This window comes from Cyanobium sp. ATX 6E8, from assembly GCF_024346335.1.
Classification (GTDB): Bacteria; Cyanobacteriota; Cyanobacteriia; order PCC-6307; family Cyanobiaceae; genus Cyanobium_A.
In genome coordinates, this window is record NZ_JAGQCT010000010.1 from 15,898 (window position 1) to 39,990 (window position 24,093).

The 24,093-nt window shown below is 67.0% G+C and carries 24 protein-coding genes; 6 read left to right on the forward strand and 18 right to left on the reverse strand.

Features of this window, described 5'->3' with window-relative positions; translation table 11 throughout:
- Window positions 1-44 precede the first annotated feature (44 nt).
- Complete coding sequence (purT, locus tag KBY70_RS09265) at window positions 45-1,244, reverse strand: formate-dependent phosphoribosylglycinamide formyltransferase (RefSeq protein WP_254988280.1); 1,200 nt, start codon at window positions 1,242-1,244, stop codon at window positions 45-47.
- Between the two features lie 68 nt (window positions 1,245-1,312).
- Between purT and KBY70_RS09270 the strand changes: the two genes are divergently transcribed.
- Window positions 1,313-1,486 (forward strand): cytochrome B6, encoded by a 174-nt coding sequence (locus tag KBY70_RS09270; RefSeq protein WP_198953804.1) that lies wholly within the window; start codon window positions 1,313-1,315, stop codon window positions 1,484-1,486.
- Here the strand turns inward: KBY70_RS09270 and KBY70_RS09275 are convergent.
- The 3 genes from KBY70_RS09275 to KBY70_RS09285 are packed head-to-tail and all read right to left on the reverse strand — an operon-like array spanning window position 1,483 to window position 3,162.
- Window positions 1,483-1,719, reverse strand: coding sequence for a hypothetical protein (locus KBY70_RS09275; RefSeq protein ID WP_254988282.1), 237 nt, complete (start codon window positions 1,717-1,719; stop codon window positions 1,483-1,485). The genes KBY70_RS09270 and KBY70_RS09275 overlap by 4 nt on opposite strands.
- Before the next feature lie 23 nt (window positions 1,720-1,742).
- Complete coding sequence (gene mraY / locus KBY70_RS09280; protein ID WP_254988284.1) at window positions 1,743-2,831, reverse strand: phospho-N-acetylmuramoyl-pentapeptide-transferase; 1,089 nt, start codon at window positions 2,829-2,831, stop codon at window positions 1,743-1,745.
- Window positions 2,832-2,886: 55 nt separating this feature from the next.
- Entirely contained in the window at window positions 2,887-3,162 is a 276-nt protein-coding gene (locus KBY70_RS09285) for a DUF3134 domain-containing protein (protein ID WP_094558945.1), read from the reverse strand.
- Window positions 3,163-3,266: 104 nt separating this feature from the next.
- Here KBY70_RS09285 and KBY70_RS09290 point away from each other — a divergent pair, with 104 nt between their 5' ends.
- Together KBY70_RS09290 and KBY70_RS09295 are read left to right on the forward strand one after the other, a co-directional pair.
- A complete protein-coding gene (locus tag KBY70_RS09290; protein WP_233128377.1) occupies window positions 3,267-3,470 on the forward strand; it encodes a hypothetical protein in 204 nt (67 codons plus the stop codon).
- Between the two features lie 18 nt (window positions 3,471-3,488).
- Window positions 3,489-4,697: an argininosuccinate synthase gene (locus KBY70_RS09295; RefSeq protein ID WP_254988285.1), complete on the forward strand. Its 1,209-nt coding sequence runs from the start codon at window positions 3,489-3,491 to the stop codon at window positions 4,695-4,697.
- Here the strand turns inward: KBY70_RS09295 and KBY70_RS09300 are convergent.
- The 4 genes from KBY70_RS09300 to KBY70_RS09315 form a co-directional block, all read right to left on the reverse strand.
- Entirely contained in the window at window positions 4,694-4,942 is a 249-nt protein-coding gene (locus KBY70_RS09300) for a hypothetical protein (RefSeq protein WP_254988286.1), read from the reverse strand. The two genes, KBY70_RS09295 and KBY70_RS09300, sit on opposite strands and share 4 nt — an antisense overlap.
- A 263-nt stretch (window positions 4,943-5,205) precedes the next feature.
- Entirely contained in the window at window positions 5,206-5,568 is a 363-nt protein-coding gene (gene rpsF / locus KBY70_RS09305; protein ID WP_254988287.1) for a 30S ribosomal protein S6, read from the reverse strand.
- 78 nt (window positions 5,569-5,646) lie between these two features.
- Window positions 5,647-6,108, reverse strand: coding sequence for a Tic20 family protein (locus KBY70_RS09310; RefSeq protein WP_094558941.1), 462 nt, complete (start codon window positions 6,106-6,108; stop codon window positions 5,647-5,649).
- A gap of 27 nt (window positions 6,109-6,135) precedes the next feature.
- Window positions 6,136-7,047: a shikimate dehydrogenase gene (locus tag KBY70_RS09315; protein WP_094558940.1), complete on the reverse strand. Its 912-nt coding sequence runs from the start codon at window positions 7,045-7,047 to the stop codon at window positions 6,136-6,138.
- Between the two features lie 113 nt (window positions 7,048-7,160).
- Between KBY70_RS09315 and dnaK the strand changes: the two genes are divergently transcribed.
- On the forward strand, window positions 7,161-9,074 hold the full coding sequence (gene dnaK, locus KBY70_RS09320; RefSeq protein WP_254988290.1) for a molecular chaperone DnaK: 1,914 nt from the start codon (window positions 7,161-7,163) through the stop codon (window positions 9,072-9,074).
- Window positions 9,075-9,089: 15 nt separating this feature from the next.
- Here the strand turns inward: dnaK and pstS are convergent, their stop codons facing one another.
- From pstS to psbQ, 3 genes are read right to left on the reverse strand one after another with little or no spacing between them, the layout of a single operon-like run.
- Window positions 9,090-10,082 (reverse strand): phosphate ABC transporter substrate-binding protein PstS, encoded by a 993-nt coding sequence (pstS, locus tag KBY70_RS09325; protein WP_094558938.1) that lies wholly within the window; start codon window positions 10,080-10,082, stop codon window positions 9,090-9,092.
- 55 nt (window positions 10,083-10,137) lie between these two features.
- Complete coding sequence (locus tag KBY70_RS09330; RefSeq protein ID WP_254988291.1) at window positions 10,138-11,211, reverse strand: NAD(P)/FAD-dependent oxidoreductase; 1,074 nt, start codon at window positions 11,209-11,211, stop codon at window positions 10,138-10,140.
- Window positions 11,212-11,255: 44 nt separating this feature from the next.
- Window positions 11,256-11,777, reverse strand: a complete 522-nt coding sequence (gene psbQ, locus KBY70_RS09335) for a photosystem II protein PsbQ (protein ID WP_094559199.1) — start codon at window positions 11,775-11,777, stop codon at window positions 11,256-11,258.
- Between the two features lie 133 nt (window positions 11,778-11,910).
- Here psbQ and purU point away from each other — a divergent pair, with 133 nt between their 5' ends.
- Window positions 11,911-12,786, forward strand: coding sequence for a formyltetrahydrofolate deformylase (purU, locus tag KBY70_RS09340; protein WP_254988292.1), 876 nt, complete (start codon window positions 11,911-11,913; stop codon window positions 12,784-12,786).
- A 15-nt stretch (window positions 12,787-12,801) separates the two neighbouring features.
- Here the strand turns inward: purU and KBY70_RS09345 are convergent, their stop codons facing one another.
- On the reverse strand, window positions 12,802-14,358 hold the full coding sequence (locus tag KBY70_RS09345; RefSeq protein ID WP_254988293.1) for a B12-binding domain-containing radical SAM protein: 1,557 nt from the start codon (window positions 14,356-14,358) through the stop codon (window positions 12,802-12,804).
- Between the two features lie 102 nt (window positions 14,359-14,460).
- Window positions 14,461-17,076: a bifunctional aconitate hydratase 2/2-methylisocitrate dehydratase gene (gene acnB, locus KBY70_RS09350; RefSeq protein WP_254988295.1), complete on the reverse strand. Its 2,616-nt coding sequence runs from the start codon at window positions 17,074-17,076 to the stop codon at window positions 14,461-14,463.
- A gap of 118 nt (window positions 17,077-17,194) precedes the next feature.
- Here acnB and KBY70_RS09355 point away from each other — a divergent pair, with 118 nt between their 5' ends.
- Window positions 17,195-18,277 (forward strand): 3-deoxy-7-phosphoheptulonate synthase, encoded by a 1,083-nt coding sequence (locus tag KBY70_RS09355; protein WP_254988296.1) that lies wholly within the window; start codon window positions 17,195-17,197, stop codon window positions 18,275-18,277.
- On the opposite strand, the gene KBY70_RS09360 is transcribed toward KBY70_RS09355, so the two are convergent.
- The 5 genes from KBY70_RS09360 to KBY70_RS09380 all read right to left on the reverse strand — a co-directional run bounded on the left by KBY70_RS09360 (window position 18,270) and on the right by KBY70_RS09380 (window position 24,075).
- Window positions 18,270-18,944 carry a diacylglycerol/polyprenol kinase family protein gene (locus KBY70_RS09360; RefSeq protein WP_254988298.1) on the reverse strand — a complete coding sequence of 225 codons (675 nt, stop codon included), beginning with the start codon at window positions 18,942-18,944 and terminating at the stop codon, window positions 18,270-18,272. The two genes, KBY70_RS09355 and KBY70_RS09360, sit on opposite strands and share 8 nt — an antisense overlap.
- Before the next feature lie 4 nt (window positions 18,945-18,948).
- Window positions 18,949-19,872: a sigma-70 family RNA polymerase sigma factor gene (locus KBY70_RS09365; protein ID WP_261356064.1), complete on the reverse strand. Its 924-nt coding sequence runs from the start codon at window positions 19,870-19,872 to the stop codon at window positions 18,949-18,951.
- Between the two features lie 194 nt (window positions 19,873-20,066).
- Window positions 20,067-22,211, reverse strand: coding sequence for a polyphosphate kinase 1 (gene ppk1 / locus KBY70_RS09370; RefSeq protein WP_254988300.1), 2,145 nt, complete (start codon window positions 22,209-22,211; stop codon window positions 20,067-20,069).
- 36 nt (window positions 22,212-22,247) lie between these two features.
- Entirely contained in the window at window positions 22,248-23,522 is a 1,275-nt protein-coding gene (locus KBY70_RS09375) for an MFS transporter (RefSeq protein WP_254988301.1), read from the reverse strand.
- A gap of 70 nt (window positions 23,523-23,592) precedes the next feature.
- On the reverse strand, window positions 23,593-24,075 hold the full coding sequence (locus KBY70_RS09380; RefSeq protein WP_094558930.1) for a hypothetical protein: 483 nt from the start codon (window positions 24,073-24,075) through the stop codon (window positions 23,593-23,595).
- Window positions 24,076-24,093: the final 18 nt, after the last annotated feature.

Genomic DNA, 24,093 nt, shown 5'->3' on the forward strand with positions numbered 1-24,093 from the left:
TAAGGGCCGGATCCCTGCCGCACCAGGGGGTCAGCGTCGGTTGTTCAGCTGGAGGGTCGCACTTGGATCCGGGCCGCGGCGCCATCGGCCTTGCGACGGGCTTCCGTTTCACTGCTGCTGCGGGCCAGGGCCACGCCCATGCGCCGCTGGGGCCGGGCTTCGGCCTTGCCGAACAGCAGCACCTGGGTGTCCTCCTCCGCCAGGGCCTCAGCGAGGCCGGCGTAGGTCACCGGGGTGCCAGGCGCTTCGGCCAGGATCACCCGGCTGGCGGCGGGCCCAAGGCTGCGGATGGCCGGGATCGGCAATCCCAGCACCGCCCGCAGGTGCAATTCAAATTCGCTGAGGTTCTGCCCCACCAGGGTCACCAGGCCGGTGTCGTGGGGGCGGGGCGAGAGCTCGGAGAACACCACCTCCAGCTCTCCAGCGGCGGTGCGGCAGAGGAAAAACTCCACGCCGAACAGGCCGGCGCCGCCCAGGTTGTCGGTGACGGCCTGGGCCATCGCCTGCGCGGCCGCCAGGGCTTCGGCGGGCATGGCGGCCGGCTGCCAGCTGCATTGGTAGTCGCCCCTCTCTTGGATGTGGCCGATCGGCGGGCAGAAGAGCGTTGGCCCCGTCCACTGCTTCACGGTGAGCAGGGTGATCTCCAGCTCGAAGTGCAAAAACTCCTCCACGATCACCTGGGACCCCTCCCCCCGGGCGCCGGCCATGGCTGCTTCCCAGGCCGCGGCGATGCCCTCAGGGCCCTGCACCACGCTCTGGCCCTTGCCGGAGGAGCTCATCACCGGCTTGACCACCACCGGCCAACCCAGGGGTGCGGCGGCGGCGGCCAGTTCGGCGGCGCTGTGGGCATAGGCGAAGCGGGCGGTGCGCAGGCCCAGCTGCGTGGCAGCCAGATCGCGAATCCGGTCGCGGTTCATGGTCACCGCTGTGGCCCTGGCGGTAGGGATCACGGTGATGCCCTCGGCCTCCAGTTCGGCCAGGGCATCCACCGCCAGGGCTTCGATCTCCGGGATCACCAGGTTGGGCTTGTGGCGGCGCACCACGGCCTTGAGGGCCTCCGCATCGGTCATGGCGATCACCTCGGTGGCATCGGCCACCTGCATCGCCGGGGCGCCGGCGTAGCGGTCGACGGCAATCACGCGGCAGCCCAGGCGCTGGGCGGCGATGGCCACCTCCTTGCCAAGCTCGCCGCTGCCCAGCAGCATCAGGGTGGTGGGCAGGCAGGTGGGGGCAGGCGAGGGCATGGTCGGTGTCCGGGACGGGCACCGGACAGCAAGATGGAACCGATCTTCCTGCACACCGGGGCGCACTGATGGGTTGGCTGTTGGATTTGCCCTTGGGTTTCAGCACCGCCGGGGACGCCGCCAACGGCTTGTTGTTCGGCTGGGATATCGCCACCCTGCAGAAGTGGGCCCTGATTTATCTCGGGCTCTCCTCGTTGGCCTTTGTGGTGGTGTGGGTGGTGGGTTACCTGCGTCGCAACTAGGGCAGCAGGGTGAGCTGGCGCACGGGCGATTCCTCGTTGATGAAGCCGTAGGCCTCAAACACCGTTGGGTCGCGATGGGTGATGTGCTGGCCATCGCTGTGCCGTTCCAGCTGGAACCCTTCGCTGGCCATGCGCCGCATCAGGGCGGCTGCCTCCTCGAATCGGGAGGCCATGGCCGCGAGGCTGGCGCAGTCGGAGCTGAGGCCGGTGTCCTTCCAGGTGAAGTAGGCCATGGGATCAGGGGCGATGGCAGGGTTCAGGGCAGCAGCACCAAACCCACTCCCACCAGTAGCAGGCTGGCGATCCAGAACCGGATCACCACCACCTGTTCGTTCAGGCCCCCCAGCTCGAAATGGTGGTGCAGCGGCGCCATCCGAAACAGCCGCCGGCCCTGGCCCGTGCTGGGGTTTTTGGTGGCCTTGAACACCCACACCTGCAGGATCACCGAGAGGGATTCGGCCAGGAACACCCCGCCCATCACCAGCAGCGGCCAGAGGCTGTTGGAGAGCAGGGCCACAGCGCTGAGGGCGGCCCCCATCGCCAAGGAGCCGGTGTCGCCCATGAACAGCCGGGCGGGATGGCGGTTGTGGGCCAGAAAGCCCAGCCAGCAGCCGGCCATCGCAGCGCAGAAGCCGGCCAGGGAGGCATCGCCTTCATGGCCGCGCAGCATCAGCTGCAGCCCCAGGCCGGTGAACACCACGGCGCCGCAACCCGCCGCCAGGCCGTCGAGGCCGTCGCTGAGGTTGGTGGCGTTGCTTTCGGCCAGAAACACAAACAATCCCAGCGGCCAGATCAGCACTCCGATCGGCAGCACCCAGCCGAGGGGCAGCGCAATGTCGCCGGGTGAGGCGCCCCCCAGCCACTGACCAGTGGCGGCCCAGACCAAAAACAGCAGGGCCGCTCCCGCCTGGAGCAGCAGTTTGCCCCGGGGGGTGAGACCGGTGTTGGTGCGGCGGGTGAGGCTGCGCCAGTCGTCGATGGCGCCGATGGCCAGATAGGCCAGGGTGACGGCGGCGACGGCCAGCAGCCGTGGATCACTCGGGGTGATCAGGCCACCGACCAGCACCCCCACTGGCACCACCAGCAGCCCACCCATGGTGAGGGTGCCCGCCTTGCTCAGGTGACCCTGGGGTCCCTCGTCGCGGATCACCTGGCCGAGCTTGAGCTCCCGCAGCCGCGGTATCCCCCAGGCCGTGACGCCGGCGCTGATCAGGCCGGCCAGCAGCAGGGGGGGGGTGAGCTGGGCTGCGCGGGCTTGCCAGTCGCACACCACGCAGGCCAGCAGGAGCACCAGGGCCAGCAGGATCGCGCTGATCAGACTGCTGGGCTTGGAGGACGCAAGCAAGGACTTGGGACGACGAGCGTCCCAGTTTCCCTTGTCGGCGCCGTTCGCCCCAGCTTCAATCTTCCCAGTTTTCGTCCTGCTGCTCGTCGTCCTTGTTGTAGTCCTCCTTCTCACCCATCAGCGCCGAGAGCTCTTCCTCTTCCACCGTGCTCACGTCGGTGCTGGCGGTTTCCTCGTCGGCCACCAAGCGTCCACTGGTTTCGAGCCAGCTCAGCAGGTCGGGCTCATCCCGCAGCGGCAGCACCGGGGCCGGCTCGCTGCGCCCGTAGCGGGTCAGTGAAGGGTTGATGGTGTCGAGTCGACTGCTGCCACTGGTCGCGAGTGTGCTCATAGGTGTTGCTGACGACGGGCCCGCTGAAGAAGGCCCAGCTAGACCAATGGATCACCATAGCGTCGGCGTTGAAAATCCCCATGGCACCGATGGTTACCAGCCCGTTGACGGGGGTTTTGCGGCTGTGGTCTCTGGCCCTGGCGATCAGTGCTCTGCTGGCTGCCGCCGGCCAGCGCTGGCCAGCCCCGTTGCCGGTGCAGCCGGCGCTGGTGTGGCTGCTGGTGCTGGTGCCGCCCCTGGTCGTGGGGCTCTGGTTGCTGGCCCGCTGGTCGCTGCCCGACCCCGACAGGGGAGAATCGACCGACTGAGCACATGGAGCGGCGTTGATGGGTCGGGCGAAGAAGGCGGTGCTGGCCTATTCCGGTGGTGTTGACACCAGCGTCTGCATTCCCTACCTGATGCAGGAGTGGGGGGTGGAGGAGGTGATCACCTTCGCCGCCGACCTGGGTCAGGGTGATGAGCTCGAACCGATCCGCCAGAAAGCCCTCGACTCCGGCGCCAGCCAGTCGATTGTGGGCGACCTGATCGAGCCCTTCATCACCGAGTTCGCTTTCCCGGCGATCCGCGCCAATGCTCTGTATGAAGGCCGCTACCCGCTCAGCACAGCCCTGGCCCGGCCGCTGATCGCCCGTCGCCTGGTGGAGATCGCCCGCGAGGTGGGCGCCGATGCGGTGGCCCACGGCTGCACTGGCAAGGGCAACGACCAGGTGCGTTTCGATGTGGCCATCGGCGCCCTGGCGCCTGATCTGAAGGTGCTCACCCCGGCGCGCGAGTGGGGCATGAGCCGCGAGGAAACAATCGCCTATGGCGAGCGCTGCGGGATTCCCTCGCCGGTGAGCAAGAAGTCGCCCTATTCGATCGACCTCAACCTGCTGGGTCGCTCGATCGAGGCCGGCCCCCTGGAGGATCCCAACGTGGAGCCGCCCGAGGAGATCTACGCCATGACCCGCTCGGTGGACGACGCCCCGGCGGTGCCCCAGGTGGTGGAGATCGGTTTTGAGCAGGGCAATCCGGTGAGCATCGACGGCGTGCGCCTCGATCCGGTGAGCCTGATCCGCCGCGCCAACGCCCTGGCTGGCAGCCACGGCTTTGGCCGGCTCGACATGATTGAGAACCGGGTGGTGGGCATCAAGAGCCGCGAGATCTACGAAACTCCGGGGTTGCTGCTGTTGATCAGGGCCCACCAGGAGCTCGAGAGCCTCACCCTGGCGGCCGACGTGCTGCGCAGCAAGCGACAGCTGGAGCAGCAGTGGGCCGATCTGGTGTACCAGGGCCTTTGGTATGGCCCGCTCAAGGACGCCATCGATGGTTTCATCGAGCGCACCCAGGCGGTGGTGAACGGCAGCGTGCGGATCAAGTTGCACAAGGGCAACGCCACTGTGGTGGGTCGCAGCAGCGCCAGCAACAGCCTTTACGTGCCCGATATGGCCACCTACGACGCCGGTGATCAGTTCGACCATCGGGCTGCCGAAGGCTTCATCTACGTGTGGGGCCTGCCCACCCGCCTTTGGGCGGCCAACCAGCGTCAGCGTTAGGCCGCTCGGTTGCTGTTCAGTCCAAAGGCATGCCGCAGGGCTTGGCGCATCCGCGGCCGCTCCTGTTGACGGGGCATCAGCAGCGGTTGACGCTCTGAATCCCTGGCCGGTTGCAGCTGAAGCAGGTGCTGGCGCAGGGTGGCGTTGTCCTCGAGCAGCCGTTGCTGCTGCTCCAACTTGGGTTGCAGGCGCTGCCGGAATTTGTCTTCAAACAGGGCAGGCAGCTCTTCAAGCAGCGTTTGCATCGCCTGAAGCTCCTCACGGGTCTTGGCGAGTTCCTGTTCCAGCGCCTCCCGGCGTTCCTGCTGCTGATGCCATGAAAAAACCGAAGGGACAGAAGACTGCCACTTCGGTGGAGGAGGGATCAGGGGGCCGGCACCATGCTCAGCAGCCGATGTTGTGGTCGGCTCTGCCTGCAAATTCGATTCAGATGGACTGCAATCCGACTCCATGGATGGAGGTTACGGTCACGCCCGGCTTTGCACAAGCAGGGCTGGATGCCCTGCGGTCAAACCGCGGCCGGTTCCATGGGGGCTGCTTCGCTGACGGCGCCAGGCAGGGTGCGTGGGGCCGGCATGGGGCCGTCCTGTTTGACGGTGAGGTAGCGGATCACATCTTCCGACAGGCGCATGGCGCGCTCGAGGGGTGCCACCTGCTGGCCGTCGCCATTGTGGTTGAGCTGCACGTAGATGCCTTCGCGGTGCTTGGCGATCGAATAGGCGAGACGGCGCTTGCCGCGCATCTGACAATCGAGCACTGCTCCACCGGATTCAGTCACCAGGTCGCGGTACTTGGCGACATGGGTTTCTACCTCTTCCTCCGGAATGTCCGGACGAAGGATGTACATGGTCTCGTAATAGGGCTGCGTCATGGTCGCTTTGAAGGTGTCGCCTCAGGGTTTGGGGCAGCGGCCAGCGGGCAGGCGCCCACCAGCGACGGATCAACCACCCTACAGCTGCATCCGCACTGCCTCAGAGAGGCTGGGGATGTCGGCGTCCTTGCCCCGTAGGTTCTGGATCATCGCGAACAGCACCAGCACCAGGATGCCGATGAACACAGTGTTGCTGAGGGTTTTGCCGACGAAATCCAGGGCGCCCAGCTGCAGCACCTGGAAGGCCAGGGTGACCAGCACCACCACGATGTCGATCAGGATCGCCTGCAGCACGTTGAAGCGGATCAGGTAGGGCACCTGGCTGTTGCGCACCACCGCCAGGAACAGCACCAGGAACAGCACCAGGCCGCCAAAGGGCACGACCTGCTCCAGCAGTGCCACCGGCAGCACCGGCACCCCCAGCCACTGCAGCGCCGGAAACAGGCCAAACAGGGCGCGGCCAAAGGGGAAGGCGTCGCTCCAGGGCAGCAGGTAGGCCAGGGCGGCCAGTAGCCGTTGCCATATCGGTGGAGCCTGCATCGCTTGGACCTTGCCGCGGCCCCAAGGCTAAGGGCGGCTGTTGCCGCCGCCGAGCTGGGCCAGAGCTGCGGCTCGCATGGCGGCCACGGGCACCGTTTCAAGGCCGCTCCACAGGCGCAGGGCGGCTGCTCCCTGCTGCACCAGCATCTCCAGTCCATCGAGGCTGTGGCAGCCCCGGGCGCTGGCCGCCTGCAGCAGGGCCGTGGGCCGCGGCGTGTAGATCAGGTCGTAGACGGTGCTGCCGGGCCGGAGTGTCTCCAGCTCGGCCAGCGTGAGTGGGCTCTGCTGGGCCGCCTCTGGGTTGGTGGCTGATGCCATGCCCACCGGTGTGGTGTTGACCACCAGATCAGCCTGGGCCAGGGCGTGTTGGAGGCTTTCGGTTTGTGAATCCCAGGCCAGCCCCTGCACCTGCGGCGCCCAGCTGCGGCAGGGGCTCAGCAGGCCCTCCAGGCGGGCGCTGCTGCGGCCGGCCACCGTGATGGCGCCGCAGCCCAGCTCCACCAGGGCGGCCACCACGGCCCGGGCGCTGCCGCCGCAGCCCAGCACCACGGCCCGCCGGCCGTGCCAGGAGCTGCCGCTGGCTCGCAGGGGGGCCAGGAAGCCCGTCACATCGGTGTTATCCCCCAGCCAGCCGCCCTCGGGGTGCCTCACCAGGGTGTTCACCGCCCCCACCCGCTCGGCCAGGGGAGAAAGGCTGCGACACAGCCGGGCCACGGCCTGCTTGTGGGGCAGGGTGACGTTGAGGCCGCGGCAATCCAGGGCCTCCAGCCCCCGCACCACCGTTTCCAGCTCCTCCGCCGGCGCGGGCAGCGCCAGGTAAACCCAGTCGAGGCCCAGCTCCGCCAGGGCGGCGTTGTGCATTGCCGGCGAGAGCGAATGGCGCACCGGATCCCCAAGAACTCCAGCCAGAGCGGTGTGTCCGGAGATCGGCGTGGGCATGGACGAAAGCGTTGGCGGCAGGGGCTGTTCGGGAACCACACCTCGCCTGGGAAGGCCCCAGCTGCTGAAGATGCATCCAGTCCGATTCATTCACCGTAAGGAGGTGGTAACCCATGGGCAAGGTCGTCGGTATTGACCTCGGCACCACGAACAGCTGCGTCGCCGTGATGGAGGGCGGCAAGCCCACGGTGATCGCCAACGCTGAAGGGTTCCGCACAACCCCCTCGGTGGTGGCCTACACCAAAAACCAGGATCAGCTGGTGGGCCAGATCGCCAAGCGCCAGGCGGTGATGAACCCCGAAAACACCTTTTATTCGGTGAAGCGCTTCATCGGCCGTCGCGTTGATGAGGTGAACGAAGAGTCGAAAGAGGTGAGCTATGGCGTGGAGAAGGCCGGCGCCAATGTGAAGGTGAAGTGCCCGGTGCTGAACAAGCAGTTCGCCCCCGAGGAAGTGAGCGCCCAAGTGCTGCGCAAGCTGGCCGAAGATGCCGGCAAGTACCTCGGTGAAACGGTCACCCAGGCGGTGATCACCGTGCCCGCCTACTTCAACGACTCCCAGCGACAGGCCACCAAGGACGCCGGCAAGATCGCCGGCCTTGAGGTGCTGCGCATCATCAACGAGCCCACGGCGGCGGCTCTGGCCTACGGCCTCGACCGCAAGAGCAACGAGCGCATCCTGGTGTTCGACCTGGGCGGCGGCACCTTCGACGTGTCGGTGCTGGAGGTGGGCGATGGCGTGTTTGAGGTGCTCTCCACCTCCGGGGACACCCACCTGGGCGGCGACGACTTCGACAAGGTGATCGTGGATCACCTGGCCGACAGCTTCAAGGCCAACGAGGGCATTGACCTGCGCCAGGACAAGCAAGCCCTGCAGCGCCTCACCGAGGCTGCCGAGAAGGCCAAGATCGAGCTCTCCAGTGCCACCCAGAGCGAGATCAACCTGCCGTTCATCACGGCAACCCCTGAAGGTCCCAAGCACCTCGACCTCACCCTTACCCGGGCCAAGTTTGAAGAGCTGGCCTCCAAGCTGATCGACCGCTGCCGTGTGCCGGTGGAGCAGGCCCTCAAGGACGCCAAGCTCTCCTCCGGCGAGCTCGATGAGATCGTCATGGTGGGTGGCTCCACCCGCATCCCGGCAGTGCTGGAGCTGGTCAAGCGCGTCACCGGCAAGGACCCCAACCAGACCGTTAACCCCGACGAAGTGGTGGCCGTGGGCGCCGCCATTCAGGGCGGTGTGCTGGCCGGTGAGGTGAAGGACATCCTGCTGCTCGATGTCACCCCGCTCTCCCTCGGTGTGGAGACCCTGGGCGGTGTGATGACCAAGATGATCACCCGCAACACCACGATTCCCACCAAGAAAACGGAGACCTACTCCACGGCGGTGGACGGCCAGACCAACGTGGAGATCCACGTGCTTCAGGGCGAACGCGAAATGGCCAGCGACAACAAGTCGCTCGGCACCTTCCGCCTCGACGGCATTCCCCCTGCCCCCCGCGGCGTGCCGCAGATCGAAGTCACCTTCGACATCGACGCCAACGGCATCCTCAGCGTGACCGCCAAGGACAAGGGCAGCGGCAAGGAGCAGAGCATCTCCATCACCGGTGCTTCCACCCTCAGTGAAAACGAGGTGGAGAAGATGGTGAAGGACGCGGAAACCAACTCCGCGGTCGATAAGGAGAAGCGCGAGAAAATCGACCTCAAGAACCAGGCCGAAACCCTTGTCTACCAGGCTGAGAAGCAACTCGGCGAACTGGGCGACAAGGTGGGCGCTGAGGACAAAGCCAAGGTGGAGGCGTTGTCCGTCAAGCTCAAGGAGGCGATTGAGAAGGACGACTTCGACACCATGAAGTCGGAACTCGAAACCCTGCAGCAGGCCCTTTATGCCGCCGGTGCTGCCGTGTATCAGCAGGCTGCGGGTGCTGAAGCCGGCGGCGCTGCTCCCGGAGGCAACGGTGCGGGCGCCGAGGCGGGCAGCGGTTCCGCCAGCGACGACGTGATCGACGCCGAGTTCACTGAGAGCAAGTGACCCAGAGCCCTGGTTTCAGGCGCCCACGCCGGCCAGGGCCGCTTTCACCTTGGTGACCACCGGCGCGGGCAGGGGGATGTAGCCGAGGGCCGGAGCCTGCTGCTGGGCCGCGGCACTGAGGGCGTAGTTGAAGGTGCTCTGCAGGGCGGGCAGCTTGGCGCCGTTGCCGGTCTTGTAGAGCAGCACCCAGGTGAAGGTGACGATCGGGTAGCCGGCGCTGGGGTTGGGATCGCTGCCGGTGAGGTCAGCCCCCAGGTTGATCGTGGCCAGCGCCTCGCTGGCGCTGGCGGCATCAGGCAGGGCGTAGGCGCCCGAGCGGTTGGCGATCGCGGCCGCTTGGAGCACGCCCCGTACATAGGCTGCTTCCACGTAGCCGAGGCTGCCCTTGGTTTGCAGCAGGCTGGCGGCGACGCCCTCATTGCCCTTGGCGCCCACACCGGTGGGCCAGTTCACCGATTTGCCGACGCCGGGGCCCTGCTTCCAGCCGGGGCTGAAGGCGGCCAGGGAGTTGGTGAAGTTGTAGGTGGTGCCGGAGCCGTCGGAGCGCACCACCACCTGGATCGGCTGGTTGGCGCAGCCCAGCTGCTGGAAGTTTTTGATCTTGCCTTCAAAGATCTGCACCAGCTGGGTCTGGCTGAGCTTGAGGTTGCAGCCGGGCAGGTTGTAAGCCACGGCAATGGCGCCGGCGGTAAGGGGCAGTTGCACCACCCCGCGCTTGATGGCGGCGGCTTCGCTGGCCTCCAGGGGTTTGTCGCTGGCGGCGAAATCCACGGTGCCCGCTTGGAACTGGCGCACGCCAGCCCCTGAGCCCACCGACTGGTAATTGACGCGGATCTTTTCCTGGTTGGCCAGATCGGCAAACCAGCGCTGGTAGAGACCCGCCGGGAAACTGGCTCCGGCGGCCTGGAGCGTCGGGCCGTTGCCACCGCAGCTGCTCAGGCTGACCACAGCCGCCACGCCGAAGACGGCCCCGGTGAGCGCGGTGGGGCGAAAGCGGGCGACGGCCATGGAGAGAGCGATCGAAACGGGTTGGTGGCAGTGGCTGAGGCGCCACGCCGGCAGGTTAGGGCTCCAGTTGATCGGCCACCCACTCCGCCGTGGCCGGGGCCAGCAGCACGCCGTTGCGGTAGTGGCCACTGGCCAGCAGCAGGCCCGGTTCCAGCTGGGCGAGCAGTGGGGCGGGTTGGCCGATCGGATGGCTTCGGTGGCCTTGCCAGCGCCGGATGACCGCGGCCTGCTCGAGCCAGGCGGGGGCCGCGCCGCCCAACGCGCGCAGGTGGGCCAGGGCGGCTGGATCGGCCTGATCGCCGGGCTCCAGGGTTGCCCCCAGCCACAGCCGCCCGCTGCCAGGATCGCCGATGTTGGTTTGTGGCACCAGGTTGACTCCTTGCCACACCACGGCTCCGGGCCAGGGCCCAGGCGTGTCCCAGCTGGTGGGGGCTGCCAGCTCCAGTTCCAGCGCCTGGCCCAGCACCGGCTCCTGGGGCTGGTTGTGGCCGAGGGATGCGAGTAGGCCCGCACTGGCCACCCCGGCACTCACCACCACCGCATCGGCCCGCAGGGTCTGGCCGCCGCTGGTGTGCACCGTCCAGCCGCCGGCATGCCGTTCCAGCTGCTCGGCGCGATCGCAGATCGGCTGCAGGCCCAACCGCAGCCCGTCTGCCAGCAGGGCAGCCATGGCTGTGGCCGGATCCAGTTGGCCGTCGGCGGGGGAATAGAGGCCGCCCACGGCCCCTGCCGGCAGGGCCGGTGCCAGGGCGTCGAGCTGGGTTTGGCCCCAGAGCTCCAAGGGCAGGCCCTGACGCTGGCGGCTGGCCACCAGGCGTTGCTGGCGCTCCAGATCGTCGGCGCCGCTGGCCAACAGCAGCAGCCCCGGTCGCCAGGCCAGTGGCCAGCCCTGGGCTCCCAGCTGCTGGCGCCAGTCGCCCCAGAGGCTCAGGCTGCGCTGGCGCAGGCGCCAGCCGCGGCCGCTACTGCGGTGAAACACCTGGGCCATCAGCACCCCCAGGGCCGCCCAGCTGCCGGAGTTGGGATCTGGGCTGCCGTTCAGGCCGGGATCGAGCAGCTGCACCTGGTGGCCGCGCTGCTGGAGCTGCCAGGCACAGGCCCGGCCCACCAGACCCGCACCCACAACCACAACGGATCGGGGCCGGGCTGATCGGGGTGGGTCCCCCGGTTGGATCAAACCTGCTTCAGGTCTTCCTGCACCTGGGCGGGCAGCACCTGGGCATACAGGCCGAAGCCGCTGGCCACTTTGATGTAGGCCTTGCGCAGCTTGTCGCCATCCTGGAGGCGGGCGGCCTCATCGAGCTGGGCCAGGGCGGTTTTGAGAGCTGCTGCGCGCTGTTCAGCTTCGGGGCGGTCGGCGGGAAGCAGACGCTGGTTGATGTAGCTCATCTCCCGGCCCACCTCCTGCATGGGGCCGTGGATCAGGTTGGCGGTGAACACCCAGTTGCGGTCATTCACCAGGGCGGCCAGCTCGGGCAGGCGGTTGCGAGCGGCCAGGAAGCCCTCGGCTTGCCGCTCGATCAGGGCCATGTCCTCCGGGCTGATGGTTGGGGGCTTTTTGCTCTGGCCGCCGTCGCAGGCGGTGAGGCCCAGGCAGAGCACGGCCGCCATGGCAAGCACCACCAAGCGGCGCAGCTGCTGGGCGAGCGCAGCGGTCGCCGTAGAGATCACCGCAGGGATCCGGGCAGAAGCCATCACCATCACCAACACCTGATTCGTGGCGCTGAGTGTATCGGTGCCCCCTGGCCCAAAGCCCCTCTCTGTAGCCCCTCGCAACCTGTTGGCGACACCTCGGGTGCTACGTCTGCAGTTGACGTCGCGCGCGGCCATGTCTGCACCCACCGCCATCCTTCAGGTGATCTGCCCAGATCGCCCCGCCCTCGTGAGCGAGCTCTCGGGCTGGGTGGCGGCCAATGGCGGCAACATCCGTCATGCCGACCACCACACCGATCTGGGCGCCGGCCTGTTTCTGAGCCGTATTGAGTGGGCGCTGGATGGCTTCGGCTTGCCTCGAGAGGCGATTGCGCCGGCGGTGGCGGCTCTGGCCGAGCGGCTGGGCGGCGAGGGCCAGGTGCACTTCTCCGATGAGCTGCCGCGGGTGGCGATCTTCGTGAGCAAGCAGGATCACTGCCTGGTGGACCTGCTCTGGCGCACCCGGGCCGGTGAGCTGCCGATGACCGTGCCGCTGGTGGTGTCGAACCACCCCGACCTTTGCGCGGTGGCGGAGGGCTTCGGTGCCACCTACGTGCATCTGCCGATGAGCGTTGGCAGCAAAGAAGAGGCCGAGCAGGCTCAACTGCAGCTGTTGGCTGACCACCAGATCGAGCTGGTGGTGCTGGCCAAATACATGCAGGTGCTCAGTCCCAGCTTCCTGGCCCGCTTCCGCGGCGAGGGCATGCAGGGGCACCAGGTGATCAACATCCACCACTCCTTCCTGCCGGCCTTCAAGGGCGCCCAGCCGTATCACCGCGCCTGGGAGCGGGGCGTGAAGCTGATCGGTGCCACCGCCCACTACGTGACCGAAGAGCTCGACGGCGGCCCGATCATCGAGCAGGCCACGGTGCATGTGAGCCACCGCGACGACGTGGACGACCTGATCCGCAAGGGCCGCGACTGCGAGCGCCTGGCTCTCGCAAGGGCCCTGCGGCTGCACCTCTGCCGTCAGGTGATGGTGTATCGCGGCCGCACGGCGGTGTTTGATTGAGGCCTGGGTAGGGCTTCAGCGCGATTCGCCCAGGGCTTCGCTGCGGTGTTTGGCCAGGGTGGCTGTCGGTAGGGGGCCTTCCAGGTGCACCCAGGGCAAGACGCGATCTTGATTCCAGGTGATGTGGATCACGTCGTCCCAGGGAGGTGGAGCTTCGGGTCCGGAGCGGCTGGTCTCCACTGCGGCCCGGTAGGCCTGCTTCCAGCCCCCCAGGCTTTCGTGACGGCCCCTGGCGGCGGCGATCACCGGGGCCAGGCGCCGGTCGCTGCGCGACAGCAGTGCCTGGATCACGCTCCAGCCGTAGCTTTCAGGGCGCAGCTCGATGCCCTTGGGCTTGAGCCGCTTGGCCAGCAGCTTCAGGCGCTTGTCGGCCTCGGGCCGCACCCCCTGCCACTGGAACGGCGTGTGGGCCTTGGGCACGAAGCTGCTCACGCCCAGGGAGAGCCGCAGCCCCGGCGTTGCTTTTTTCAGGGCCAGCAGCAGTTCGGCGGTGGCCACCACATCCGTGTCTTCCTCGGTGGGCAACCCCACCATTCCGTAGAGCTTCAAGCCGGTGAGGCCGCCTTCTTTGGCGTAGCAGGCGGCGGCGTAGATCTCTTCGGTGGCGAGCTTCTTGTTCACCACCTGGCGCATCCGTTCGCTGCCGCTCTCAATGGCGATCGTGAGCGACTTGCTGCCCCGCTTGGCCAGGATCCGTCCCAGCTCGGGCGTCACCGTGGCGGCCCGCACTGAGCTCACGCTCACCCGGGTGCCTTCGAAGCGATCCTGATCCAGCCAGGCCAGCAGGTCGGCAAATTGGGGGTGCTGGGTCACCGAGGCCCCCAGCAGGCCCAGCCGCTGGGTGGCGGTGAGCCCCTTCTCTACCGCAGGGATCAGGCCGTCATCGAGGCTGGGGGTGCGGAAGGGCAGGGTGAGGTAGCTGGCCAGGCAGAAGCGGCACAGCTCCGGGCAGCTGCGCACCACTTCCACCAAGTGGATCGAGGGCCAGGCCGCCTCCGGGGTGATCACGGCCGAATGGCTGAGGGTGTTGCCGCGCCAGGTTTGCTTGGCCACCGTGGCTGGGATGCCCGGTTCGATCGGTTCTACGGCCAGCAGTTGGCCTTCGCTGGAGTAGCGAGGGGCGTAGAGGCTGGGCACGTACACGCCCGGCACTTGGGCCAGCTGCCGCAGCCGTTCGGCCCTCGGGGCGCCGCGGTGCTGTTGCAGCGCATCCACAAAGGCGGGCAGCAGCAGTTCGCCATCGCCCAGCAGCACCACATCGAAGAAGGGTGCCAGGGGCTCGGGGTTGGCCGTGAGCACGGGGCCACCGCCGAACACGATCGGGTCGCTGTCGCCCCGTTCGCTGGCCCAGATCGGAATGCGCTGCTGCTCTAGCAGATCCAGCAGCACCGGGCCGTCGAGCTCCCAGCTCAGTGACAGGCCAAAGAGATCACAGATCCGGTGCGGCGGGTCGCCCTGGTCGGTGAATAGGCGGCGCACATCCACGTCGGCTCGTTGCGCCAGGGTGGCCCAAACCACCTGGTAGCCCAGGCTGGTGATGCCCACCGTGTAGGTGCTGGGAAAGGCCAGCACCGTCCGCAGCGCCCCGGCCTCAGGCTGGGCGGGCTCAAACAGCAGGGTTTCCTGGTTCAGGTGAGACGCCGGATGGGGACCTCCAGCGTCTCACCCAACAGTTCACACCTCCGTCAGCACCTTCGCCTCGTCTTCGGCGCTCACCACCCGGCCCTGATCCTCGAAGCCTTCGATCTGGTCGAAGTTGAGGTAGCGGTAGAGCTCGGCGCCGTAAGGATCGATCTTCTCGGCCGCGATCGCCAGGTAGTCCTGCTTGGAGGGGATGCGGCCCAGCTGGGCGCACACCGCCGCCAGCTCAGCACTGCCCAGGTACACCTGGGCACCATTGCCGAGCCGGTTGTTGAAGTTGCGGGTGCTGGTGGAGAACACGGTGGTGTTGTCGTCCACCCGGGCCTGGTTGCCCATGCAGAGCGAGCAGCCGGGCATCTCCATGCGGGAGCCGGCGGCTTCGAAGACGGCGGTGTAGCCCTCTTTCTTCAGCATCTCCTCGTCCATGCGGGTGGGCGGGCACACCCAGAGGCGGGCGGCATTCTCGCCCTGGCCTTTGAGCACGTTGGCGGCGGCGCGGTAGTGGCCGATGTTGGTCATGCAGGAGCCGATGAACACCTCATCGATGGCCGCCCCCGCCACCTCGCTCAGGGTTTTGACGTTGTCGGGGTCGTTGGGGCAGGCCAGGATCGGCTCGGTGATCGCATCCAGATCGATCTCGATCACCGCCGCATACTCGGCATCGGCATCGGCCTCGAGCAGCACCGGATTGGCCAACCAGGCCTCCATCGCTTTGATGCGGCGCGCCAATGTGCGCTCATCGCCGTAGCCGCGGGCGATCATGTTTTTCAGCAGCGCCACGTTGCTGCGCAGGTATTCGCTCACCGTGTCCACCGAGAGCTTGATGGTGCTGCCGGCGCAGGAGCGCTCGGCGGTGGCGTCGGTGAGTTCAAACGCCTGCTCGAGCTTGAGATCGGGCAGCCCCTCGATCTCCATGATCCGGCCGTTGAACACGTTCTGCTTGCCCTCCTTGGCCACCGTGAGCAGCCCCTGCTGGATGGCCACGTAGGGGATCGCGTTCACCACATCCCGCAGGGTCACGCCCGGCTGCAGCTTCCCTGTGAACTTCACCAGCACCGATTCGGGCATGTCCAGCGGCATGGCGCCGATGGCGGCGGCGAAGGCCACCAGGCCCGAGCCGGCGGGGAAGGAGATGCCCAGCGGGAAGCGGGTGTGGCTATCGCCGCCGGTGCCCACCGTGTCGGGCAGCAGCATGCGGTTGAGCCAGCTGTGGATGATGCCGTCGCCGGGGCGCAGGGCCACGCCGCCACGCGAGGCCATGAAGTCGGGCAGTTCGGCGTGGGTTTTCAGATCCACCGGCTTGGGATAGGCGGCGGTGTGGCAGAAGCTCTGCATCACCAGATCGGCACTGAAGCCCAGGCAGGCCAGCTCCTTCATCTCATCGCGGGTCATCGGCCCGGTGGTGTCTTGGGAGCCCACGGTGGTCATCAGCGGCTCGCAGCTGGTGCCGGGGCGCACGCCGCTCAGGCCGCAGGCCTTGCCCACCATCTTCTGGGCCAGGGTGAAGCCCTTGCCGGTGTCGGCGGGGGCGCTGGGGCGGATGAACAGGTCGCTGGCGGGCAGGCCCAGCTGGGCGCGCACCTTGTCTGTCAAAGAGCGGCCGATCAGCAGGGGGATGCGGCCGCCGGCGCGCACCTCATCGGTGATCGTGCTGGGCTTGAGATCGAAGCGGGCCACGATCTCCCCGGCATTCGCTTCGCCCGCGGCGCGCTCGATCGTGCCGGCGTAGGGGCGGATCGTGATCACATCGCCACTGTTGAGGGCGCTCACGTCGCACTCGATCGGCAGGGCGCCGGAGTCTTCGGCGGTGTTGAAGAAGATCGGCGCGATCTTGCCGCCGAGCACCACGCCGCCGCCGCGCTTGTTGGGCACGTGGGGGATGTCGGTGCCGGTGTGCCACAGCACCGAGTTGATGGCGGATTTGCGGGAGCTCCCCGTGCCCACCACATCGCCCACATAGGCCACCGGGTGGCCCTTGGTTTTGAGCTCCTTGATCAGCTCCAGGCCGCCGGGCATGCGGGTTTCCAGCATCGCCGTGGCGTGCAGGGGGATGTCGGGGCGGGTGGTGGCGTGGGTGGCCGGCGAGAGGTCGTCGGTGTTGGTTTCGCCCTCCACCTTGAACACCGTCACGGTGATCTCCGCCGGCAGCTCGGGCTTGGCGGTGAACCATTCAGCGGCGGCCCAGCTGTCGACCACCCTCTGGGCGTAGGGGTTGCTGGCCGCCAGCTCCAGCACATCGTGGTAAGCGTCGTACACCAGCAGGGTGCGGCTCAGGCCTGTGGCGGCCGCCTCGGCGATGGCGGCATCGGCGCTGGCTAGCAGTGCGATCAGGGCGCCCACGTTGTAGCCGCCGATCATCGTGGCCAGCAGGCGCACGGCCTCCACGGGGCTCACCAGGGGGCTGATGGTTTTGGCCTGGGCCACGGCGCTGAGCCAATCGGCTTTCACATAGGCCGCTTCATCCACGCCGGGGGGGATGCGTTCGGAGAGCAGGTGCAGCAGGAAGGATTCCTCGCCGGCGGGCGGGGCCTGCAGCAGCTCGGTGAGGGCCGCGGTCTGCTCAGCGCTGAGCGGCAGGGCCGGAATGCCCAGGGCCTCGCGCTCGGCCGCGGCGGCGCGGTAGCTGGAGAGGAAGCTGGCTGCAGACATGCCCGATCGCGTCAATCTGCTTTCCATTGTTCTTGGCGGCCGGTCCAGCGTTTGGTCGCAATCGCTGCTGACTAGGGTGGAAACCCCTGCGCGGCGCCGTTTCAACGGCATCAGGCCCATGACCACCACCACCACCTCCGACCTGCATGTGGTGGAAACAAGGCCGCTGGTGCCCCCGGCGCTGTTGCATCGCGAATTGCCGATCACGGAGCGCTCGGCGGCCACCGTGCAGCAGGCCCGCCAGCGGATTCAGGCGATCCTGCATGGCCGTGATTCCCGGCTGTTGGTGATCGTCGGGCCCTGTTCGGTGCACGACGTGGCGGCGGCCAAGGAGTACGCCACGGCCATTGCTGCGGCCCAAGAGCGCTTCCAGGATGCGCTCGAGATCGTGATGCGGGTGTACTTCGAGAAGCCCCGGACCACCGTGGGTTGGAAGGGCCTGATCAATGACCCCCACCTCGATGGCAGCTACGACATCAATACGGGACTGCGGGTGGCCCGCGGCCTGCTGCTGCATTTAGCCGAGATGGGGCTGCCGGCGGCTACCGAGCTGCTCGATCCGGTGGTGCCCCAATACATCGCCGATCTGATCAGCTGGACGGCCATCGGCGCCCGCACCACCGAAAGCCAGACCCACCGGGAGATGGCCTCGGGTTTGTCGATGCCGATCGGCTTCAAAAATGGCACCGACGGCAGTGCCATCACCGCCATCAATGCCATGGAGGCGGCGGCGCGGCCCCACCATTTCCTTGGCATCAACCACGACGGTCAAGCCGCCATCGTGACCACCACGGGCAACCCCGATGGCCATCTGGTCTTACGGGGTGGTAATCGCGGTACCAACTACCACCCGGAGGCGGTTGAGGAGGCCGCTGCTGAGCTGGCCAAAGCCGGCCTGCCGCCTCGGGTGATGGTGGATTGCAGCCATGGCAACTCCAACAAGGATTACCGCCGTCAGGGCGAGGTGGCGGTTCAGGTTGCGGAGCAACTGCGCGCGGGTTCCACCCACGTGATGGGGGTGATGCTCGAGAGCCATCTGGTGGCGGGCAACCAGAAGATCCCCACCGATCTTGCCCAGCTCACCTATGGCCAGAGCATCACCGATGCCTGCATCGATCTGGCCACCACCGGGTCGGTGCTCGACACGTTGGCCGAAGCGGTGCGGCAGTCCCAGGCGGCCCGCCCCCTGCTGCTCAGCTGAGCCGTGCCCACAACCAGCCAGCCGCCAAGGGCACGGTGAAGTTGTCGAGGCCCAGCACGGCTGCCTGCTCCAGCAGCACCGCTGCGGCGGCGATGGCCAGCAAGGCGCCCAGCGCCGGTTGGGGCAGCCCTGCCGCCTGGGCCAGTTGGCTCACCACCAGCAGCATCGCCAGGCTGCCCAGGGCCATGGCCGTGGTGCCCACCACTGATTTGCGCTGACCCCAGATGTGCCAGCTCGGGGAGGCCACCAGCGGCCCTACCAATCCGGCCAGGCCGTCCCCCACGGCCATCACCAGAACGCCCGCTGCGACTGCAGCCGGTTGCTGCGGCCAGAACAGCAGCAACAGCAGGGTAATCGAGGCCCCGTAGGCGATGGTGCCGTAGCTGGCGCGGCCGACATCTTCAATGGCAGGCAGCAGCCGGAAGCGGTGGTTGAGTGCGGCCAGCAGGGTGATCACGCCTGCCGCCGGCACCGCGATCAGGCGGTCGATGCCCAGGGCCCAGGCGATCGGCACCACGGCTCCGGTGCCGATGTGCACCAGCTTGCGGCTCCATTCCCGCTGGCCGTTCCAGCGGCGGCGCACCTGCAGCGCGGCCATCACCAGCAGGGTCAGCCAGCTGGTGATGGCCGCAACACCCAGCAGCTGCTGCGGCCATCCGCCCACCATCGGCTCAGGCGGCCTGCTGAACGTTGCTCATCAGCCGCAATTTCATGATCGCTTTGGCTTCCAGTTGTCGCACCCGCTCCCGTGACACGTTGATCAGTCGGCCGATCTCCGCCAGGGTGAGGGGCTCCGATCCCTCCAGCCCAAACCGCAGCTTGAGGATTTTCTGCTCTCGGTCATTCAGCTGCGAGAGCCAGGCGCCCAAGTGCTCCTTCTGAATGTGCCGGTCCATCGAGTCCATGTGCTCGTTGCTGGCCGGATCGGCGATCAGTTCGCCCAGGGTGCTGCGATCTTCATCGCCGCGGGCGTGGGCATCCAGGGAGGCGCAGGGGGCGCTCTGGGCCATCAGCTCCTCGAGGTCCTGGGGAGCCATGTCCATGGCATGGGACAGCTCCAGCCGGTTGGGCTGGCGCCCGAGCCGGTGGGAGAGCTCCCGGCTGATGCGCCGCATCTTCGAGAGCTTTTCGCTGATGTGAATCGGCAGGCGGATTGTGCGGGCACTGTTGTCGATGGCCCGGGTCATCCCCTGGCGGATCCACCAGTAGGCGTAGGTCGAAAACTTGTAGCCCATGGCCGGATCGAACTTGTCGACGGCGCGCTCTAGGCCGATCGCCCCTTCCTGCACCAGATCGAGCAGTTCCAACCCCTGGTTTTGATACTTCTTGGCAACGCTTACCACCAGGCGCAGGTTGGCCGCCATCATGCGGTCGCGGGCCCGCTGGGCCATCCGCAGCTGGCGCTTGTGTTTGGGCGTGATCTCTTCGGAGGGCAATTCTTGCAGCCGTTTACCGGCCTGCACATGGTGGGCCAGCTCGATTTCTTCCGCGGCCGTGAGCAGGGGCACACGGCCAATGGTGCTCAGATACCAACCAATCGAATCGGCACTGAGACGTCCGCCGGCCCGGGGACCGGTTGCGCGCACCTTTGCCAGTTTCGTTGCTGAAAGCTCCGAACCGTTGTTGTCAACAACGGCTGAAGCGGATTGCAAAGGCGTCCCCACACCCAAGCCTCCGTATTGGATTTGGCCGGAATGTAGCACTGCAACGCATGCTGCAACGGTTTGATTTGGAAGAATTCCTGTATGGTTTGCTGCCGATTAGCACGGATGCCTGTGCTTTTGCAGCATCAGTTGGCGGGTGCCAAGCCGCCTCGCCAGCGACGCACCATTTGCTGTTGAGCGAGGTTTGGATCACCAGCATGCTGACGCTGACTGAAATGTCCCTGGCTGTCCATGTGCCAGGCACCCGTGTCCTGAAGGTAGAGCTCGAGCACCTGTTCAAGCTGATGCCGCAGCCGTGGATCTTCGATGGGAGCAACGGCTTCCACCCGCCGGTCCAGGTTGCGAGACATCCAGTCGGCGCTACCGATGAACATTTCAGGTTCGCCGCCATTGGCAAACCAGAACAGGCGTGAGTGTTCGAGGAAGCGGCCGATCACACTCACCACGCTGATGTTGTCGCTGATCCCTTCCAGGTTGGGCCGCACGCTGCACATGCCCCGCACCACCAGTTCGATCGTCACCCCCGCTTGGGAGGCTTCGTAGAGCAGGGCGATGATCGCCGGATCGACCAGGGCATTCATCTTGGCCCGGATGTGGCCGCCGCGGCCTGCCTGGGCGTGCTCGATCTCGCGGCGGATCAGGCCCTCCATGCGGTTGCGCAGGGTGACCGGCGCCACCAACAGCCGGCGGAAACTCTGCTGTTTGGAGAAGCCGGTGAGGTAGTTGAACAGCTCAACCAGATCGGCGCCGAATTCCGGCCTTGCGGTGAGCAGACCGATGTCGGTGTAGAGGCTGGAGGTTTTGGAGTTGTAGTTGCCGGTGCCGATGTGCACGTAGCTGTTGAGACGCTCCTTTTCCTTGCGCACCACCAGCAGGATTTTGGTGTGGGTTTTCAGGCCCAGCACGCCATACACCACGTGCACGCCTGAAGCCTCCAGCTGCTTGGCCCACTGGATGTTGTTGTCTTCGTCGAAGCGGGCCTTCAGTTCCACCAGGGCCATCACCTGCTTGCCGTTTTCGGCGGCCCGGATCAGGGCCCCCACCACAGGCGAATCCTTGGAAGTGCGGTAGAGGGTCATCTTGATGGCCAACACCGAGGGGTCGTCGGCGGCCTGGTTGAGGAATTCCTCCACGGAGGTGGAAAACAGGTCGTAGGGGTGATGCAGCAGCACATCGCCGCGGCGGATCACCGAAAAGATGCTTTCAAACTCCTCGGCCTTGATCGAGCCGTCTTCCAGCTGGCCCTTCTGGGTGCGCGCCAGGGCTGGGCTGGTGCGGCCCTTGTGGGGTTTTTCCTTGAGCTGGGGCAAGGGGATGGCCAACAGGCTCATCAAGTCGTCGAGGCCCAGGGGGCCGTTGATCCGGTAGACGTCTTCGGCTTCCACGGCGGTGCCCTCCATCAGCAGCTGCACCACCGCTTCGGGCATCTCATCGGCCACCTCCAGGCGCACCACTTCGCCGCCGCGGCGGCGTTTGCGCAGGCCCTCCTCCAGGGCCTCCATCAGGTCGTCGGCCTCGAGGTCGCGCAGTTCGAGGTCGGCATCGCGGGTGACACGGAAGAAGAAGTGCCCCTCCACGTGCATGCCCGGAAACAGCAGGCCCAGGTTGAAGGCCACCACCTGCTCGAGCGGTACGGCCGTGTACACGGGCTCGGGTTGTTTGCCGCTGAGGTTGGGCGGGATCTGGACGATGCGGGGCAGGTTTTTCTGCGGCACCTTGACCCGGGCGAATTCCTGTTGGCCAGAGTCGGGGTCGCGCACCAGGGCGGCCACGTTGAGGCTCAGGTTGCTGATGAACGGGAAGGGGTGGGAGGGATCCACCGCCAGGGGGGTCAGGACTGGAAAGATGGCGTTCTGGAAATAGCTGTCCAGCCACTCACGTTGATCGCCGTTGAGGTTGGCGTAGTCGATCAGGTGAACGCCGTAGTCGGCGAGATGGGTTTTGAGTGAGTGGCGGTAGTGCTTCTGCTGCATCTCCAGCAGCGGCCGCAGCTTGGCGCGAATCGCCTGGAGCTGTTGCTGGGCGGTGAGGCCGTCGTCGCTGAGGGTGCTGACGCCCGCTTCAATTTGCGACTTCAGCGAAGCCACCCGCACCATGAAGAATTCATCGAGGTTGTTGCTGAAGATGGCGCTGAATTTCGCCTGCTCCAGCAGCGGGGTGTGCTCGTCGAGGGCCTGGGCCAACACCCGGGAGTTGAACTCCAGCCAGCTGAGCTCGCGGTTGATGTAGAGCTCCGGAGCGACCTGCGCGTCAGCCTTTGATTCCGCCATGCCAACCCGCCCCTGATGAGGCGCAACGTAGCAATTTCAACCGTCTGAGCTGTGTATTCCAGCTTCCATCCCCACTGCCGACCGGCCCGGTAGGCCGCCGGCCACCAGCAGGGCCACGCCCACCAGCAGGATGATGCCCAGCCAGAAGGGGCTCTGCCGCCCTGTGGTTTCGTAGGCCAAGCCCGCCAGTGGTGGGCCGAGGAAGCTGCCCAGGCTCTGCAGCCCCTGCAGGCTGCCCAAGGCGGCACCCTGGCCCTCGCTGTCGAGCCGCCGGGACACCAAGCTGCGCAGGCAGGGGGTGACCAGGCCGGTGCCCAGCGCCAGGACCGCCACGGCGCTGAACACCACCTGCTGGGCATTGGCGCGGGTGGCCATCGGGATCAACAGGCAGCCGGCGATGACAAAGCCCAGGCCAGCCAAGGTGAGCCGCCATTCGCCGAAGCGCTTCACCAGCGGTCCGATCAGCCCCCCCTGCACCACCGTGGCCACCACGCCCACCACGAGAAAGGCCGCCGCCGCCAGCCCGGGCCCCCAGTTGAAGGCCTGCTTGAAATACAGCACCAGCACGGCCGTGAAGCCGTTGAAGGCCAGAAAGAACAGGAAGAAGGCCACGCACAGGCGCCGCACCTGGGGGTTGGTGAACACCCGCTGCAGCGCGGCGAACGGGTTGAGATCCCGTTTGCGCGGCATCGCTCGGCGGGCTTCCAGCGGGTGGGTTTCCGGCAGCACGGTGAGCACCAGCACCAGGTTGAGCATGGCGATGGCAACCGCCACCAGCAGCGGCAGGGTGACGTTCAGGCGGCTGAGCAGGCCACCGAGGGCCGGGCCGAGGATGAAGCCCAGGCCGAAGGCCACGCCGATCAGGCCGAAGGCCTTGGCTCGCTTTTCCGGCGGCGAGATGTCGGCCAGCACGGCGCTCGCGGTTGCGGCGGTGCCGCCGCTCACCCCGTCGATCAGCCGGGCCCCGAACAGCAGCGCCAGGGGCAGCCCGGCAGCCTGGGCCGCGGGCCACAGGGTGGCCCAGGGCAGGCTGATGGTGAGGGCAAACAGGGCCAGGCCCAGCACCGAGCCCGCCACGCAGACACTGATCACCGGTTTGCGGCCGAAGCGGTCGCTGAGGGCGCCGATCAGGGGCGTGAAGGCGAACTGGGCGATGGCATAACTGCCCGCCAGCAGACCCAGCACGCGGCCGTCATTGGTGAAGCCCGCCAGCAGAAACGGCAGCAGCGGGAACACGATCGACTCCCCCAGCCGGTCATTGAGCAGCGTCAGAAAGGCGCAGAAGAAGGTGGAGGGGCGGGAGAGCGACAAGAGGGGAGCGACCGGGTGCGTGTGGGGCTGGTGTGCGGGATGGAGCGGTGCCGGCGGCGGGGGCTGGCGCTCAGGGGGCCTTGATCTGCGGGCAGGGGTTGGGGCCAAACATGCCGCTCAGTTTCTGGCTGCCCATCGCATAGATCTGCTGGGCCTGGGCTGGGTTGCCCTGGGCGCCCTGCAGCTTGCTTGCAAACTCCTGGCAGGCTTGAGCCTGCTGGGGATTCGTGGGCTGGATGGTGGTCGCAGCCGCGGGGGTGGCCGGTGCTGGAGTGGGCGCTGCCGCCGGGGCAGTAGCTGTGGGGGCGGGGATGTCGCCGCAGGGGTTTTCGCCGAAGGTTTCCACCAGCTTCAGCACCCCCTGCTGATACACCAGTTGGGCCTGCTGGGCATTGCCGGAGGCGGCCTGGAGCTTGCCGGCGAACTCCTGGCAGGCCTTGCGTTCCTGGGCCCGGCGCAGCAGCGGGCCTGCCTGGGTTTCCGGTGCGGCGAGCAGACCTAGACCGGCGGCCAGCAGCAGCGACAGGGCTGCGGTGGCTGGGCGGGCGGTCATGGCGTGGGCTCAGGGACC